This window comes from Salegentibacter sp. 24, from assembly GCF_004362395.1.
GTDB lineage: Bacteria > Bacteroidota > Bacteroidia > Flavobacteriales > Flavobacteriaceae > Salegentibacter.
On sequence record NZ_SNWE01000004.1, the window covers coordinates 139,016 to 155,182 of the forward strand.

General features: G+C 35.5%; 17 protein-coding genes and 3 pseudogenes. 10 read left to right on the plus strand and 10 right to left on the minus strand.

Features of this window, described 5'->3' with window-relative positions:
- Window positions 1-56: 56 nt before the first annotated feature.
- Together DET49_RS04155 and DET49_RS04160 are read right to left on the minus strand one after the other, a co-directional pair.
- A pseudogene (locus DET49_RS04155) lies at window positions 57-443 on the minus strand (DoxX family protein); the annotation flags it as partial.
- Between the two features lie 74 nt (window positions 444-517).
- On the minus strand, window positions 518-862 hold the full coding sequence (locus tag DET49_RS04160) for a hypothetical protein (RefSeq protein ID WP_133546837.1): 345 nt from the start codon (window positions 860-862) through the stop codon (window positions 518-520).
- Between the two features lie 182 nt (window positions 863-1,044).
- Between DET49_RS04160 and DET49_RS04165 the strand changes: the two genes are divergently transcribed.
- The 4 genes from DET49_RS04165 (at window position 1,045) to DET49_RS18810 (ending at window position 3,284) form a co-directional block, all read left to right on the plus strand.
- A complete protein-coding gene (locus DET49_RS04165; protein ID WP_133546838.1) occupies window positions 1,045-2,382 on the plus strand; it encodes a hypothetical protein in 1,338 nt (445 codons plus the stop codon).
- Window positions 2,383-2,494: 112 nt separating this feature from the next.
- A complete protein-coding gene (locus DET49_RS04170; RefSeq protein WP_133546839.1) occupies window positions 2,495-2,851 on the plus strand; it encodes a hypothetical protein in 357 nt (118 codons plus the stop codon).
- Window positions 2,830-3,168, plus strand: a complete 339-nt coding sequence (locus DET49_RS04175; RefSeq protein ID WP_133546840.1) for a hypothetical protein — start codon at window positions 2,830-2,832, stop codon at window positions 3,166-3,168. The genes DET49_RS04170 and DET49_RS04175 overlap by 22 nt, the downstream gene beginning before the upstream one ends.
- A complete protein-coding gene (locus tag DET49_RS18810; protein WP_262707964.1) occupies window positions 3,159-3,284 on the plus strand; it encodes a hypothetical protein in 126 nt (41 codons plus the stop codon). The genes DET49_RS04175 and DET49_RS18810 overlap by 10 nt, the downstream gene beginning before the upstream one ends.
- A gap of 28 nt (window positions 3,285-3,312) precedes the next feature.
- On the opposite strand, the pseudogene DET49_RS04180 reads toward DET49_RS18810, so the two are convergent.
- Window positions 3,313-3,699 (minus strand): annotated as a pseudogene (locus DET49_RS04180) (transposase); the annotation flags it as partial.
- Between DET49_RS04180 and DET49_RS04185 the strand changes: the two are divergent.
- Together DET49_RS04185 and DET49_RS04190 are read left to right on the plus strand one after the other, a co-directional pair.
- Entirely contained in the window at window positions 3,611-4,162 is a 552-nt protein-coding gene (locus DET49_RS04185; RefSeq protein ID WP_166636538.1) for a hypothetical protein, read from the plus strand. The pseudogene DET49_RS04180 and the gene DET49_RS04185 overlap by 89 nt on opposite strands.
- Before the next feature lie 272 nt (window positions 4,163-4,434).
- Window positions 4,435-5,526 carry a Fic family protein gene (locus DET49_RS04190; RefSeq protein WP_133546842.1) on the plus strand — a complete coding sequence of 364 codons (1,092 nt, stop codon included), beginning with the start codon at window positions 4,435-4,437 and terminating at the stop codon, window positions 5,524-5,526.
- 98 nt (window positions 5,527-5,624) lie between these two features.
- On the opposite strand, the pseudogene DET49_RS04195 reads toward DET49_RS04190, so the two are convergent.
- The 6 genes and pseudogenes from DET49_RS04195 to DET49_RS04220 all read right to left on the minus strand — a co-directional run.
- Window positions 5,625-5,759 (minus strand): annotated as a pseudogene (locus DET49_RS04195) (recombinase); the annotation flags it as partial.
- A gap of 220 nt (window positions 5,760-5,979) precedes the next feature.
- Window positions 5,980-7,422 carry an alpha/beta hydrolase family protein gene (locus DET49_RS04200; RefSeq protein WP_133546843.1) on the minus strand — a complete coding sequence of 481 codons (1,443 nt, stop codon included), beginning with the start codon at window positions 7,420-7,422 and terminating at the stop codon, window positions 5,980-5,982.
- Between the two features lie 78 nt (window positions 7,423-7,500).
- A complete protein-coding gene (locus DET49_RS04205) occupies window positions 7,501-8,055 on the minus strand; it encodes a helix-turn-helix transcriptional regulator (RefSeq protein WP_133546844.1) in 555 nt (184 codons plus the stop codon).
- 365 nt (window positions 8,056-8,420) lie between these two features.
- On the minus strand, window positions 8,421-8,882 hold the full coding sequence (locus DET49_RS04210; protein WP_133546845.1) for a COG2426 family protein: 462 nt from the start codon (window positions 8,880-8,882) through the stop codon (window positions 8,421-8,423).
- Window positions 8,882-9,841 carry a calcium/sodium antiporter gene (locus tag DET49_RS04215; RefSeq protein WP_133546846.1) on the minus strand — a complete coding sequence of 320 codons (960 nt, stop codon included), beginning with the start codon at window positions 9,839-9,841 and terminating at the stop codon, window positions 8,882-8,884. Before DET49_RS04215 ends, DET49_RS04210 begins: the two co-directional genes overlap by 1 nt.
- Window positions 9,841-10,347: a hypothetical protein gene (locus DET49_RS04220; RefSeq protein ID WP_133546847.1), complete on the minus strand. Its 507-nt coding sequence runs from the start codon at window positions 10,345-10,347 to the stop codon at window positions 9,841-9,843. Before DET49_RS04220 ends, DET49_RS04215 begins: the two co-directional genes overlap by 1 nt.
- 1,017 nt (window positions 10,348-11,364) lie before the next feature.
- Here DET49_RS04220 and DET49_RS04225 point away from each other — a divergent pair.
- The gene (locus DET49_RS04225; protein ID WP_133546848.1) at window positions 11,365-13,023 is read left to right on the plus strand and encodes a sodium:calcium symporter; all 1,659 of its coding nucleotides are present in this window, start codon (window positions 11,365-11,367) and stop codon (window positions 13,021-13,023) included.
- A gap of 392 nt (window positions 13,024-13,415) precedes the next feature.
- Window positions 13,416-13,592: a histone H1 gene (locus DET49_RS04230; RefSeq protein ID WP_133546849.1), complete on the plus strand. Its 177-nt coding sequence runs from the start codon at window positions 13,416-13,418 to the stop codon at window positions 13,590-13,592.
- Window positions 13,593-13,692: 100 nt separating this feature from the next.
- Here the strand turns inward: DET49_RS04230 and DET49_RS04235 are convergent, their stop codons facing one another.
- The gene (locus tag DET49_RS04235; RefSeq protein WP_133546850.1) at window positions 13,693-14,100 is read right to left on the minus strand and encodes a BLUF domain-containing protein; all 408 of its coding nucleotides are present in this window, start codon (window positions 14,098-14,100) and stop codon (window positions 13,693-13,695) included.
- A 193-nt stretch (window positions 14,101-14,293) separates the two neighbouring features.
- Here DET49_RS04235 and DET49_RS04240 point away from each other — a divergent pair, with 193 nt between their 5' ends.
- Both DET49_RS04240 and DET49_RS18880 read left to right on the plus strand, forming a co-directional pair.
- On the plus strand, window positions 14,294-15,607 hold the full coding sequence (locus DET49_RS04240) for a paraquat-inducible protein A (protein ID WP_133546851.1): 1,314 nt from the start codon (window positions 14,294-14,296) through the stop codon (window positions 15,605-15,607).
- A gap of 197 nt (window positions 15,608-15,804) precedes the next feature.
- A complete protein-coding gene (locus DET49_RS18880) occupies window positions 15,805-16,128 on the plus strand; it encodes a DUF6660 family protein (RefSeq protein WP_133546852.1) in 324 nt (107 codons plus the stop codon).
- The last annotated feature ends 39 nt before the right edge of the window (window positions 16,129-16,167 follow it).

The window sequence follows — 16,167 nt, forward strand, 5'->3', positions numbered from 1 at the left end:
TTTTTCATGGTAAAAATTTTTAATAGCTGAATCAGCCGTTTATATTTATTGTTTGTTTTTGTGAAATCATTTAGTATAAAGAACAGGAGGCCTCCTGAAATAGCAATATTTTTAAAGAGTGGTCCCAGGGTGGTGATTTGCCCTACCTGAACGGTAAGGGTTATCGGAATAAGTACTGCAAGTAAAATGGCAGCTACCCAACGGGTTTTAAAACCAATGAGCAGCCCGAAACCGGCAATTAGCATAACAATACCCGAAAGCATGACCAGGAGTTCCGGGTTTCCAAAGAAATAAGCAATTCCTTTAAAACTGGCCTGGTCGATACGTTTTACGGTTTTTTGTACATTGAGCAAATGATTAAAACTTGCTACCAGGAATATGCCGCTGAGCATGATCCGCAACACCTGAATGGAGCGCACGTTCACTAAAATTTTATTTTTCATTTTGTATTTAGAATTAGGAAAAGAATAATCGTTTCCGAATAGTTATCCGGAATTTAGGTTGTTCGATTATATCACTAAAGCTTTGGGGGTGGGTAGTTTTTGGAAAAGTAGGTAGAGATTACGGAAGGATTTATATATCCATAATCCTGAAAAGTAGGTTTCTTTACAGCTTTTGACCAGCGTGTAGTAAGAATATAAAAAGGAGTGTTGCAAAGTAAATCGGTACTAAGGATCACAGAAGAACTTTCTGTTAATGAATGCTCCTCTGAGATTTTGGCATTTTGTTTTTTACATAGTGGATTTACAAGGGCAATACCATCAGCCTCCAAAATGCTTCCGAGCAATTTGGTGTCTAAAACCATAGATTTTCCAAAGAAAATCAGGCTTAGTAGAATAGCTATGAAGGGTTTAAAGCTCATATTAGATCTCAAAGATAACAGATGAAATTTATTTTTTGTGTGACTAATGTTACATAGGAAATTTGAGTTTAGTAACTCTTGTTACTGTGGCTGAATAAGGCTTTACGCAATTTTGTGATCGAAATTTTAAATGCGATATTTTGAAAGTCACTTTTAAGCTACTAGTTGTTTTTTTAAGCCTAATGAATTCTATTAATTTGCTTGCGCAGTCTCACACTCGTTCACAAGAAACGAATAGAGATTTTCAACTGAAGGATGTTTTTAATGAAGCACATTTTCACGGCCATATACGCAATTATTTCATGAACACTATTAACCGGGGCGGCCTAAAGGATTATTATGCGAATGCTACCGGGGGAGCCGTTGGATTTACAACCGGAAATTATAAAGGTTTTGAAATAGGGGTCAAGGGTATCTTCACCTTTAGGACCTTTGGAAATGACCTTGGGGTACACGATGCCATTACAGGTAAAAACGCCAAATGGGAATATGAGTTATTTGATGTTTTGAACAAAGGAAACTTTAAAGACCTGGATAGGCTGGAAGAGCTCTTTATAAGGTACCGGTTTGGAGAATCTTATTTAACTTATGGTAAAATGGCAACGGAATATACCCGTCTGCTCAATAGTAGTGATGGGAGGATGAAACCTTTTGCTCATAGGGGCGGTTGGGCGCATTTAGATTTCAATAGTCCGCATAAACTTGATTTGGGTTGGATTAATGGGGTTTCTCCAAGAGCTACTACGGAATGGTTTTCTATGGAAGAAGCCATAGGACTATTTTATAACGGGTATCAACCCAACGGGGAAGAAGCAGAGTATCACGAACATTACCATTCTTCGGGTATGGCTGTATTGAATTATCAATTTAATAAGGAAAATTTCACGGTCAATATTTACGATTTCTATTTGGACAAACTTACCAACACTATATGGACTGAAGCTCATTATTCTTTTAAGAATTTTGATTTAGGAATGCAATATGTTTATCAAAATCCCTTTCATTACTCAGAAGAACTGTCTTACGAGCATCGCTATGTGCAACCGGATGAAAACGGCCAGGTCTTAAGTTCTCAATTGGGATGGAGCAGTAAAAGTTGGAATTTTTCTTTTGCCTACACACACGCTTTTGATACCGGTAGATTTTTGTTTCCGAAGGAACTAGGTCGGGATCATTTCTTTACTTCGATACCCAGGTCCAGATTGGAAGGTATGGGAAATACAGATGTTTATACCTTAAAAGCAGAGTATCATATGCCTTTTCCCGATTTCCATTTAGGGGTTGCCTTGCAACAAGTGGAAGGTCCCGAAACCGGTGATTTCAAATTTAATAAATATAACGTGGATGAGTCCTTCCAGGTCAATAGCCACCTTCGGATTGATGCATACGATTTCTTCGAGGGACTTTCATTTGACCTGCTATGGATTTACAGGGAAAATCAGAACTATACCGATGCTCAAAGTATATTCAATAAAAGCAACTTCAATCAGATCAACTTTGTAACGAATTTCAATTTTTAAAGGTTATTCTATTCCTGGGTAATACAATCAACTAATTCATTAAATTACTGTAATTATTATAAAAAAGTTTTAAATATAAAATTTATAATTGCCCCCTTTTAACCGATAGTTAATGTTTTCATCATTTAAAAATAATTCACAAGGTACTCTTCCTCTTTTGAGTTCGGAATTTTTTAATAGCCTTCCCTTGTCATGCGTTTTGTTGAAATCAGAAGAGGATAAGTTTATAATACAACAGGTTACAGAAGCACACTGTAATTTTACCGGGTTTACCCGGCAAGAAGTTATTGACAAACACGTGCCCGATGCATTTCAAACTAATGACGAAGACTGGGAACACTTGAAGGCTTCGTTTAATAAGGTGATCCTGACCGGGGAACCAGATCTTATGGATACCATGAGGTATGATTTAATTGAACCGAATTCCGGAGACTTAATAGAAATATATTGGCAGGTTCAAAACTTTTAGCCGATTTATCTGATCCCGACGAGAATGTTTATATATGGCATTTTGCAGTGGATAAGACTGCTGAAATCTTATACCAAAGGCAGAAGCGGATTTTGGAAACTGAATATTTGCAAAAAAAGGAACAAAACCGATTCTTTATTGAAGAAAACAGTGATGCGTTTATTCTTTTAGAAGAGAAATATGATTTAAAAATACAAATTGAAGCTACCCTTTCACAATTATTAAATAGAGAAATTCGTTTAGAATGGGATAGTGGAAGATTAATGCCAATGGCATATAATAGAGACTCCGAAAACAAATTAAAAAAATGGAGATAAAGGTAGAAGGCTTTACGGGTGAGATTGAAGTTTTTGATAATTGGGATTTGGGCACTCAAATTATAGAGTTTGATGAAAACACTAATCCCACTAAGATTGAAATAAACAAGCCATAACAAAGAACTGAGCTAGCTTCCAAATCATTTATGCCATTTTCGACATAAAATTCTGATCGTAAGGTAGTACTGTTTTTGCAATAGCAAAGGCCTGCTTCAAGAGCTTATTGCATACGGCAATTAGTGCCAGTTTCTTGCTCTTTCCCTTCGCTATTATTCGTTCGTAGATATCTTTACAGGCCGTGAAACTGCAGATAAAGAGAAGGTTCCGGAGTTTAGAGTTAACTACTTTACTGATCCTGCTTTTACCTCTCACACTTTTCCCGGACTCCCGTATAGTCGGCGTGATCCCGGTATAGCAACACAGCTGCCTGGCATTTTTAAAATTGGAAAAACCATTCGTCAGGACAATCAACATAATAGTTGTTTTATTCACTAGAAGCGATACACCTCCATGCGGAGTAACCTGGTACTGGCAGGGCAAAGACGCGAATGGGACCAACACTAAAAAAGGTTCCGGGATTACCTATGTCCCTAGTGAAGAATCGGGTTCGGTGGAAGTTATTAGCGTGACGGCTCCTTTATGGTATACCGATACCGATAATGACGGTTTAGGGCATCCGGCCAGTACCCCGATATCGTCCTGTACCAAACCTACCGGTCGTGTATCCAATAATTTTGACCAGTGTCCTACCCAGGCAGGAACACTGAATAATAATGGTTGTTCCGGGAGCGGAGATGTGGGTTCTACTGATAAAAACTATGTTCATACGGTTATTCCTTTAATTCCTTTTAGCAGTATCACCAGATCACTAATAACAATGATAAGTTGGGGGGTTACCTATTTTGACGGATTGGTCCTGGCATACAATAGGGGTACGCATTGGAAGCCAGGGGCATCTCGAGACAAGTATAGAGGTGTAGGTACTCCAACGTGAAGCGTGATTTCAAATCCGCCGAGGGTTTCTTTTTCAAGCATGGTTCTACCACCATATTTGACCTCTTCTTGAGTGTGCTGGTATTGTTCTTCCGAAAGTGTTATTTCTAATGTTCTCATCATCCTAATTTTATACTACAATAATAAAGAGAGTAAGCGTCATAATATGTCATCTTTAATATTTTTTCAATTTTGGAAAATCATGCTAACCAATAAAATTCAATATCACAATATGAAGTGTTTATGTGAGCCATAAAATAAAATTTATAGCTCATGACATGGAATTGGCAACTTAAAAATTGGCCAGATTTTGAATTCACATCGGAAGTTTTAATTCCTTCTGAAAAAGCTTTTTTACAAAAGGCGGGTATGTTATATGGTAGTATGAAACATCTTAGCGATGAAAGTCAGGATGAATTAAAAGTGATGTTGCTTAGTGATGAAGCTTTTCAAACGTCTAAGATAGAAGGAGAGCTTCTGGATAGAGATTCATTGCAATCCTCAATTCGAAGACATTTTGGCCTTCAGGTTAATAAAAAAAGAATATCTCCAGCAGAACACGGCATCTCCGAAATGATGATTGATTTGTATAAAAATTATTCATCTCCTCTAACTCATGAACAATTATTTTTATGGCACGAAATGTTGATGAACGGTCGCCGTGATCTACAGGATATTGGTAGTTACCGATCACATTCCGATCCAATGCAAATAGTTTCAGGTTCAATGGGTAGACCTATAGTTCATTTTGAAGCTCCTCCTTCCAGTGCGGTAAAAGGGGAAATGGATAAATATATTTCGTGGTTTAATAATATGGGCAATAAATATCCCGGCCCCGTAGTTAAGTCTGGTATTGCGCATTTGTACTTTGAAAGTATCCATCCTTTTGAAGATGGAAATGGAAGAATTGGCCGTGCCCTATCAGAGAAGGTATTGTCCCAATATTTACAACGTCCTACTTTGATCGCTCTTTCGCATATTATCGAAAATAATAAGAAACTTTATTATAAATCCCTGCACTTAAATAGTAAGGAAATTGAAATTACCAATTGGCTCGAATATTTTTGTGAAACGATACTGGAGGCTCAGGATTATACACAAAGAATGATTGATTTTCTAATTGGTAAAACAAAGTTTTTCCTGGAATTTGAGGAAAAGTTTAATGAACGCCAATGGAAAGTGGTGAATCGGATTTTTCGAGAAGGAATAGAAGGGTTTCAGGGAGGTTTAAGTGCGGATAACTATATAAAAATAACTGGCACAACAGCTTCGACCGCAACCAGGGATTTGAAAAAAATGGTCGATTTAGGAGCATTTAGAAAAACTGGTGATAGAAAGAGTACAAGGTATCATCTACAAATGTAAGTTTATCTAAAATAGAATGGATAAGCAGATCAGTTAATAAACCTGGAAGCTCTTTTATTAAATAACCGTAAAAAATTGAAAATGCTTTTTTTTGAATATCAATCAAAATTGATAACACTATCCAGTGCATCATCAGCCTCTTTATGTATAAAATTCGCCTTATAGTTTAAGGTGGTTTTTAAATCACTGTGGCGATAAAGTTTTTGAAGCATCAAAGGGTGAATTTTGTCCCCAATCTTAAAGTACGACCGTGAATGATGCTTATTTAAAGGTTTTAACCGATGTTCCTCCAGAGATTCCCTTTAATACTACGGTAGATTTGTTGTTAAACAAGAATCCTAACAAATTGGAAATCAACTTCATCAACCGTGAAAAATTCTTTTCAACCAACAAATTAAAAATCTAATTCCTGGCATTTACAGGAGCTCTTAGGGATTTCTAAAACTGATCCATCTAAAATCTCCTTTCAATTTTAATTTCGGCAAACTCTTTTTCGATTTCCATTATGTTTATTGGTTTTTTCAAAAGGTATTTGTCGAAAAACTGAATTATAAGCGAATTTGCAATTTTATAGGCTTTCAATGAATCAATACTTCCAGCTTCATTCACTGCAGAAAAATTGACCATTAATGGGATATCCATAAAATTAGAATGCCCGGAATTCTCAATTTCGATATTGTAAAAGTCGGCCTTGCTTTTATTCCGAAATGCATGTTTATTGAAATTTGGTTGCTCTTCTGGCCATTCTGAAGATATATAAGCAAAAGGATGATCTAAAGTGTTATTGACCATACCTCCCCATTGGGTACCATCTAGATTTATTGCGGCCTTTACACGTATATCATCAAGTAAAACCTGGCCTGCAGCAGCTCCTCCGTGTGAATGTCCAAAAACACCAATATTTGAATTAATAATATGATTTTTTAAGAAGGAGAAACCTTCTTCTTTCTCCAAATGATCAATTACCGAAGAGATATCCTTACTCCATCTTTTAATACTTTCAGCAGCTATGTAATCTTCCAGTAAGTCTTGAATTGCCTTAAATTCTTCTTTGGTATTTTTTGCTCTTTTAAATTCTTGTGTAGCGTTCCAAGCCATTTCAGCCATTTCTTGATTGTTATTTAAGCTATCATAAGTGGTATTATATAGCCTTAAATCCCCGTTTGGAAAAATGGAACCTGCACTTTCATAAGTATGGTTGATATTTAAAACAATATAACCCTGGCTTACAATTTCTTCAATGAGCGCATAATAACCAAAGGCTTTAGAGTAGTGGCCGTGAGAAAAAATTAAAACCGGGAATTTCCCCTTGGCAACTTCCGGACTTCTGTAGGTATTTGTTTTTATAAAGTCTAAGTAGTTCATAGACCATCCGGGTAATCCATATTTGTCAGCAAAACCTTGTCTGCTTCCCTTATCAAGGTATTTTTCCAAATTTTCATCTGCGATTTGGGCTGGATACCAAGCTTTAACCATTAATTCCCTTTTATCATTTTTATCCGGGGTTATTAATTCCGGTCTTTCTGTTTTAATATGAATGTACTTTGACCCAATCTCATACTTGCCAGTAGGTGTGGGTAATTTAAAAACCGGTAAAATAATAGGTAAAATCCAACCCAATAATAAAACAATACAAAAGCCGGTCGAAATTAGAATCTTTACCCATAAATTCCATTCTTTCCATGTTCGTTGTTTCCATAATAGAAGTATAACTCCAGTAACTATTAAATAGCCCGGAAGCATTTGCCATCGGAATCCTTCCGATGCAAGATGCAAAATGAAGATAATTCCTATAAAAATTGTAAAGGTTTTCTTTTTTTGAATCCTGAGCTTAAGTAAAAATAAGATAGTATAGATTGTGGCAATTACAAGTAAAATAATTTCGAAAGGTCTCATCGGCTTTGTTTTAAGCAAACATACTGAGGAGGCCTTCAATCTCACATTAATTCTAATGGACAAATGATGGACAGAATTTTAACTATCTGAATTTGATAATTTTAGAAGAAAAATATCTAAATCATCTTTAGCCTGCAAGCCTATCTTTTTTCTTAACCTATAACGTGCTTTATTCACACTTTCCGGTGTGATGTTTAATAATTCACTCACCTCCTTTGCACTCAAATTCATGCGCAGTAGTGCGCATAATTTTATTTCATTCGAGGTTATATTTGGAATAACACTATGAAGAGATGATATGAAATCAGGATATACTTTCTCGAAATCCGAAAAGAAAGTGAGGGTTTGAGGGTTGTGCCCTTTGTTTTTCACTATTTCTTTGAGAGATACCTTTAGATCAGATTTTAACTTCTGATTATTCTTTTCCAATTGGATTTCCCTACGATGTGAAATTTTCTTTTCTACTTTTTCAAAACGATCACTTTTTTTATCTAGTTTGAATTGTAGACGCTCGATTTGTTTTTTGCGCAGAATATAGGGTATAGTTATAAAACCTATAATGAATAGCCCCAGTCCACTTATAAACAAGATGCTAAAAATAAACCAGGTGTCTGGATCCACTCTAAATTCCATAATTATTATAAAAATAGTCTTTTAAGGAATAAAGAGTTCGATAGCAAGAAAACATAAAATTTGGCAATGAATCAGATTAGGTTTAAATATAGAGAAATTAAAAATAATTTTCTCTTTCAATTTTTATCAGAGTCTTTGAAAATTCAGGAATTGATTTTCAATAAAGCGGAGGGAGGGAAGAATATAGCTAATTGGTTTAAAAATTTACCCAAATTCATTTAGAGCTTCTTGTTAGGTAATGGCGCCTTAAACAAACCTTTAACTTACTCACGCACGTCTCCCCGTGAACTGATGGCCAAGACCACTATAAACTCCTTAAATGCTATTTTTTTTAGCTATTAAAAATTAAATTTTAGGCTTTCAGTCTATTGGTTTATCCCATTTATTGAAATGATTGTTACAACCCAAACTATTACACAGGATAGGAAGATGCCTATTGTATTGGCCACAAAGGCTTGTTTTTTCTCCAGCCCAAATAACCAGGCGGCAATGGTACCAGCATAAACTCCTGTTCCAGGAATAGGGACCATTACAAATACTAATAATCCCCAGAATCCATATTTCTGAACATTCTTACCAGCTCCGAGTTTAGCTCTACGAGCAACATAGATGGCAGATTTCTTATAGAATCGCCACTTCAAGAAATATTTATTGATATTGTTAAGAAAGAATTGCATAACCGGGAATACCATTAAATTTGCTCCAAAGCATACTGTAAAGGCCAGGTAGTAATTTACGTTATTATATATGGCATACGGAATTCCAACTTTAGCCTCCCCAAAGGGAGAGATGCTCCAGAGCATTGAAGTGATTATATCGTTAAGCATTATTTTATATAGGTTTCCTGACTTACCAGGTATAAGGTGTAGACAATAAATGTAATTACTAGTAGTGCTGCCGCAGGTCTAACAAGTTTTTTCTTTCCCGAATAAAGAAGCAGGAAGAGAAGTGTTGTGCCTCCAAGGAGCAGGTAAATATCGCGGTTAAATGCAATATCATAGGCAATAGGCCTAACGGTGGCACTGATACCAAGAATAAAAAAGATATTGAAAATATTTGATCCTATGACGTTGCCTATAGCGATGTCACTATTTTTCTTAAATGCAGCAACAACAGAGGTGGCCAGTTCTGGTAAAGATGTTCCTGCAGCTATAATTGTTAAGCCTATTAGTTTTTCGCTTACACCCATTGTGGAAGCCATAAATACAGCACTATCTACTACTAATCTTCCGCCGGCAATAAGGGCCAACAATCCAATAATAATTAAACCCCAAATTTTCCAAACGGGTAAATTTAATTCCTTGATATTCTCGATTACCGGTTCGCCTTTAAGTTGTGTATACACGTAAGCAAGGAAAATTAAGAACAAAATTAAAAGGATTATACCATCAACTCGGCTAAGAATTTTTTCCTGAAAAATAAAACTGTTTGCTAGGATTAGTACCATTATTCCCGCTATCAATGATATAGGAATCTCTTTAAACAGGGTGCTGGACTGGACCGCCAAAGGAGTGATTACGCCTGCAACTCCAAGAATAAAAAACAGATTAAAGTTGTTACTGCCAATAATATTACCAAATACAATATCCTGATGATTTTCTATGGATGCAGATAAATTCACGACAAGTTCTGGAGCCGAAGTTCCAAAAGCGACAATAGTTAAACCAATGGCCAGATCAGAAACCTTTTTCTTCCTGGCAATAGTGGAAGCTCCGTTGACTAACCAGTCTGCACCTTTTATTAGAAGGAACAGACCAATTGTCAATAAAATAATATTTAGGAACATTATGCAGTATGTTTTAACACTGGTTGAGCGCTTAAATATTTCTGCAGTTCGGCCACCAATTTCTGTGTATTTCCTATTTCGAAATCCTGGTTATAATTACGGTCGTGGTCAAAGACAGTTACAACTATTGGTGCCAGATAATTATTTTTATGGAATTCCAGTTCTATGCGCGATAGTATTTCCACTTGCTTACCTTGTTGCTTAACATTAATGAAGTGGGTTTCCATTTTAATGTTGCTTACCTTGTTTAAATCTACCTTTTTTATTTCAAAATCCATATCTGGTTTTTGAACCAACAATAGTTGTTTTTTTTGTACATCTATTCCTGTTCTGTTGGTATTCCAATGGAGTTCAAAGCCTATATTTAGACCTAACTTCAGTGCTTCTTCTTTAAATTTTCTTTTGATACTTTGCTCCTCTTTTCTGCCGAAATATGGGAATAGTATAAAGGGCAAAAAACAAATAATTATCAGTATGCAAGAAATAATTATAAAATCTATTTTCATTTTTTCTGAATTTAAAATATTATTTTTTTGAATTTATAACAGCACAATTGATCACCGGAGTGGTGGTTTTTAAAATGCGGTCATTCTTTTTATGGGGAGTACCCGAGAAATGGTATTACAGAAAAATATGAAAAGGAAAAATTATTTCAGGGAGGCTTAGACCCGGTTGAATAAATCTATGGCCAGAAAAGTACGCTTTATCCCTGGAAAGCTTCCGAGTATTTTCATTATACTTAAAGTTCGTAGAATATTCCTTTGATCTATCTTTTAAAAAGTCTTTTGATACCGAAAGATGACTGTGAGCTAAGTCTTCCAGATCCTCCGAAAACTGAGGTTCAATCTTCGAGTCAACAGCGATAGGGCCTGTTTCTGAAGCGTTCAAACAGGTTGTAATGCTGCTAGAAAGCAACAAAATAAAAATAAAAAGCAATCTAAAATTTGGCATAATTACTTTCGAATATTGGATCAAATTTAAATAATAATATTGTTAATAATTTAATAATATTTTATTTGAAGAATTTATTTTTAATTTCTAAATAGTTATTGGGGATTGTCATTTATTTATAAAAAATAATAATTTTTTGTTATACATTTACTTAAGGAAGTATTTAAACCCAAAATTAGAATTCCAAATAGCTCGTATAAAAAATTTCCCTGCTATCAGATAAGAAAGGGGGGGCTAAAGGATAATAGTGGTGCTGAATGCCTCTTTCTAATTATTCTATGAAAAACTGGGTAATATCATAATTAGAATTTTTGTGATGGGTTCTAGACGAAATATTTCCCTTGAATTATGGATTTTGTAAGCGGGTTTTTAAACCCCATAGTAGTTAGCCAATCTTTCCTACTTTAACATTGAATTAATTTTTATTCTGCGGATTTATGATATCGTAATAAGACTATCATAGGGATAATTAAAAAATACTTCCTTACCTAAGATGAGGGAATCTAACTCCATTAATTTAATAGATTGAAAACAAAAATTATTCAGTTCCAGTTAAGATATATTTTTCAGTAATGAGTGAAAAAAAAGAAGCCTGGGGTAGTCGTTTGGGACTTATCCTGGCGATGGCAGGAAATTCAGTAGGATTGGGGAATTTTCTGAGGTTCCCTGTACAGGCGGTCCAAAATGGAGGTGGAACCTTTATAATTCCTTATCTCGTTTGTTTTCTTTTAATGGGAATTCCACTCTTGTGGATAGAGTGGTCTATGGGGCGTTTTGGTGGAAGTAAGGGGCATCATTCTACTCCATTTATTCTAGGTTCTATGGGCTCTGGTTCCCTGTGGAAATATGTGGGAGTATTCGGTATCTTTACCAATATAGCGGTAGCAGCCTATTATTGTTATATTGAATCATGGACGCTATCCTATACTTTTCATAGTATCAGGGGAACCTTTACAGGACTTTCGCAAACCGAGATCGCCCAGTATTTTAGTGATTATGTGAATATGACTACTGATTTTTTGGGTGTTCCTAACGAAGCAATTTTGTTTTTTGTTATATGTATTCTTATCAATACTTATATACTCAGCAAAGGTTTGGCAGGTATAGAACAGGTAGCAAAAATAGGAATGCCTTTACTGATTTTATTCGGAATCTTTCTGGCCATTCGCGGGCTTAGTCTTGGGACCACTGCTTCATCGGCGGAATTTCCCCTGGCCAATGCCTGGGATGGGCTCAATTACCTATGGACACCTCAGTATGACTCTTTATTAAAGCCCGGAATTTGGCTGGCGGCAGCGGGACAAATATTCTTTACCCTCTCGGTAGGTATGGGTACCATTCACTGTTATGCAGCCTATATTAACAGCAAAGAGGATATTGCATTAAATGCAACTTCGGCTGGCTTTACCAATGAATTTGTAGAAGTAGTGCTCGGAAGCCTAATAGTTGTGCCAATTGCTGCTGGATATTTCGGCCTGGATTGGGTTAAAGAAAATATTGGCTTCGGGATGGCATTTCAATCGATGCCATTTCTTTTCAGTCAATGGGGATCTTTCCTGGCTGCCCTGGCTGGTATTTTTTGGTTTGGCCTTTTGTTTTTTGCCGGAATTACTTCCTCATTAGCCATGGGAACTCCATGGATGGGATTTATGCGAGATGAATTTGGATGGGGAAGGATCAAAGGTGCTTTGTCCTTTGGATTCCTTACGCTTTGCTTAGGATTACCTTGTGTAATATTTTATAAGTATGGATTTTTTGACCAATACGACTACTGGGCCGGAACAGTCTCCCTGGTGATATTTGCTTTGGCCGAAACCATTCTTTTCGCCTGGGTTTTTGGAATTGACAGGGGTTGGCAGGAAATTAATGAAGGCGCTGATATAATCATACCAAAAATTTACAAATGGATAATTAAATTTGTAACACCTTTACTGCTAATTTTTGTTTTTCTCGGTGCATTCTTCACTCCCGAAGGCAATAACTGGGCCGATGCTTTTGATCTAGTATTTTCCGGTTACGGCTGGCCATTAGATAATAGTTCTTTGTTAATGCAAATAAATAATTCAGGATTAAAAGAAACCCTGGCCGGATCTACTGATATGAAGCAGGTTGAAACCATTGCTAATCAAATCTTCTTTGCCAATATGGCAAGACTATTTCTGCTTTCACTATTTATTGGGATCGCATTATTAGTATATATAGCTTATAGGAAAAGAAAAAATAAATCGTAATATGAATCCTGAACCATTAATAATAATGTTAGTTGTCCAATTTTCCGTTACCGCGGTTATGCTTTATTGTTTTAGGAAAGTGATGAAAAAGCCGGGTAAAAGATGATAAAACTCCACTGGCATTAAAATCGTTCCCGGAAAAAAAATTAGACTGGAATATACGGATTACAGCGACAGCGTCAATATCAAAATCCGAATTGGTAGCAAGAAGGAAGAATTCTGATTTGAAGCTTTTGCAGAATTTTAATTTCAATAATCGACTTCTCTTTTTCCTTTCCTTGTTATAGAGATATCAACAATATTGAATAAAAATATTCGCCAAAATTAATTCAAAACAGGAGAATCCAAGGAATATTCTGCTATTTTCGCAACTCAAATTAAAAACAACTATCATGAAAAATCTTGTTGAAAACATCAAAACTACTTTTGAATCTTTCCAAACTGAGGCTAATGCACAGTTAGAAACTGGTAATAAAAGCGCAGGGACCAGAGCTAGAAAATCTTCTTTGGAACTGGAAAAACTTTTAAAAGAATTTCGTAAGGTTTCAGTAGCAGAATCTAAAAAGTAAAAGCTTCAAAAACCTCCTGAAAAGGAGGTTTTTCTATATTGTTCGAAGTATGATGTGATTCATAAGATTTTTTAAATCGGTATCAATTGTCAGCTTTATATCAATGGGTATCTATAAAGGTCCCCATCATTCTCTCCATTATTTTTTTAAGGTCCCAAGGCAAACCTTCTAAAGTATCGGTATATTCCTTCGGTATGCTTGTTTGATATTTCATATCACCACTTAAAATGTCGGTTTTGTAGCCATCAAATGCATCCTGCTCTACATCACGTCCTACAATTTGGATAATTCCATGATGACCAGCGTCCTGCCTTATTGTTTCAAAGAGGCTTAATATAAATACTTTTTCTCCCTCTATAATTTGAAAAAAGTTTCCCTCCGAATAAAGTAGGACCCCCTTAATACCAGATAAGATATTATTAGAGGCAGATTCTTCCAATAGCTCCTGAATCTGAAAATCACTAATTTCTTTGTTTTTGTTACTTACATAACATATAGCATGTCTCATTTTTTAATATTTAATAGGTGTGCATTAAGATAATTAAAAGATGAGCCTAGAGGTGTTTAATTGGGTTTTAATTATGATGAATTAACTTTTAAAGCTTTTAATTTGGCTATAATTAAATAGCCGAATATCAGCCCCTTAAAACTAAAATGGCAAGTGTCCGGTTTAAAGTAACTTTAATACATACTCGGGTAACATGTCAATAAATTTAAAACGTATTCTTCTTGTTTTATTTACAGGTCTTTTTCTTTCCATAGCCGGATGGAGTAGTTACCTGGTATATAAATATTCCTCTGAAGCAGCGGAAATTAAAAAGGATTACAGCCAGCTTAACAGCATTACCCATGGCATTCTTTCGGTTAATATTTGGAGAGATCATTTAACCAATATGGTTCTCAACCGTATAGATGAATTTGAATTCACCCCAGCTCAGGAAGATACCCTGGTATTACAGGTAGAAAACATTCTTATGGCTGGGATAAATAAGGGAGATAGTTTAATGAACCTTAAACAGAAAAGTTTAAAGGGGAAATTGCGAAAATTTGCGGTTAGAACTTTAGTGCCGGAGGAAAAAATCAGAGGCCTGGTTCCTATGTTTGCGCAGACTATTGTAAACGAAATCCAAAAACCCGAGAACAAAGAAGCCCTAAAATACGTAATTAAGAGTAAACTTAAGGAGTACAGCGATATGACCCACGCTAATTCTGAGGCTGATGTTGTAAAACTAAATGCAATTCTTGATAAATACGAAGTAACAGACTTGAGATCTTTCAACCACAAAATTGCCGATAACCTAAAAAATCTCGAGAATAAAACCTATTATCATACTTATATCCTACTAGGAATAATTGCAGTGTTTCTAATTATTTGGTGGTTAGTAAGAAAACAAGTAGCCCTTCATATCCCTATGTTTATACTGTCGGTCATGTTAGCACTGGTTGTTCTTTTTTCTGGACTTACTGCGCCGATGATCGAAATTGATGCACGTTTTCATCAAGTAAATTTTATGTTGATTGGGGAACAAATCACTTTTAATGACCAGGTGATTTTCTTTCAAAGTAAAAGTATTCTGCAGGTGATAGGTATATTGTTCGATACAGGAAAGATAGATTCCTTCTTTGTCGGAATTCTTATTCTTGCCTTTAGCATTATTTTTCCAATCGCCAAACTAATATCCACCCAGATTTATCTTGCCGGTAATGATAAAATCAGGAAGAACAAAATCCTTAAATTCTTTGCCTTTAAGTCCGGTAAGTGGAGTATGGCAGATGTTTATGTGATTGCAATATTTATGGCTTATATAGGATTTCAGGGAATACTAGACCACGAACTTTCCCCCGCGAACATTGAAACAGAATCCCTGGTGAGTATTTCAACCAACAAAACATCTTTGCAACCCGGGTTTATGATCTTTATTGGATTTGTCTTGTTCAGTCTGGTTCTTTCTACAATTCTCAAAAAGATAACTATTTTGGAAAAAGAAAATACAAAACAGAATGCTTTGAGATAAAAGTCGGCCTATATGCTATATTTAAAATGAATTTGAGAATTCCGTAAAGGGTTTTTATGATTTAAACTAAGACTGCTGCTGGGTAATTAAAATAGGCACCCTGGGTAATATTTTTAAATATAACCTCTCTAAACTAGACCCGATTTTCTTCTTTACTATTGCAGCCTCTGCACCTGTAATTTATTATCTTTGCAATTGTGAAAGTAATCGCATTAATATTATCAATATATATATCAGGCCTCAATTTCGTGGTCTGTAGCGATGACTTTTCTAGAATAGACAGTGATTCAGAAGTGTCGCAAGTTAATTTTCAAGATTTGGACACTAATCATTCTCAAGAACAAATGTCGGATTTATGCCCACCATTTTGCAGCTGCCATTGCTGTCATGTACATACTGTAAATTTTAGTTCTTCGGAATTTCAGCCTTTAATTGCCAGTATATCTTCTGAGGTGTTTCTCCATTTTGATAGTTTAGGAATGGAAATCTCTCATCCTATCTTACAGCCTCCAAGAGTTTAATTCATTTTATAGGATAATTATATCCTTTTTAGACCTGAT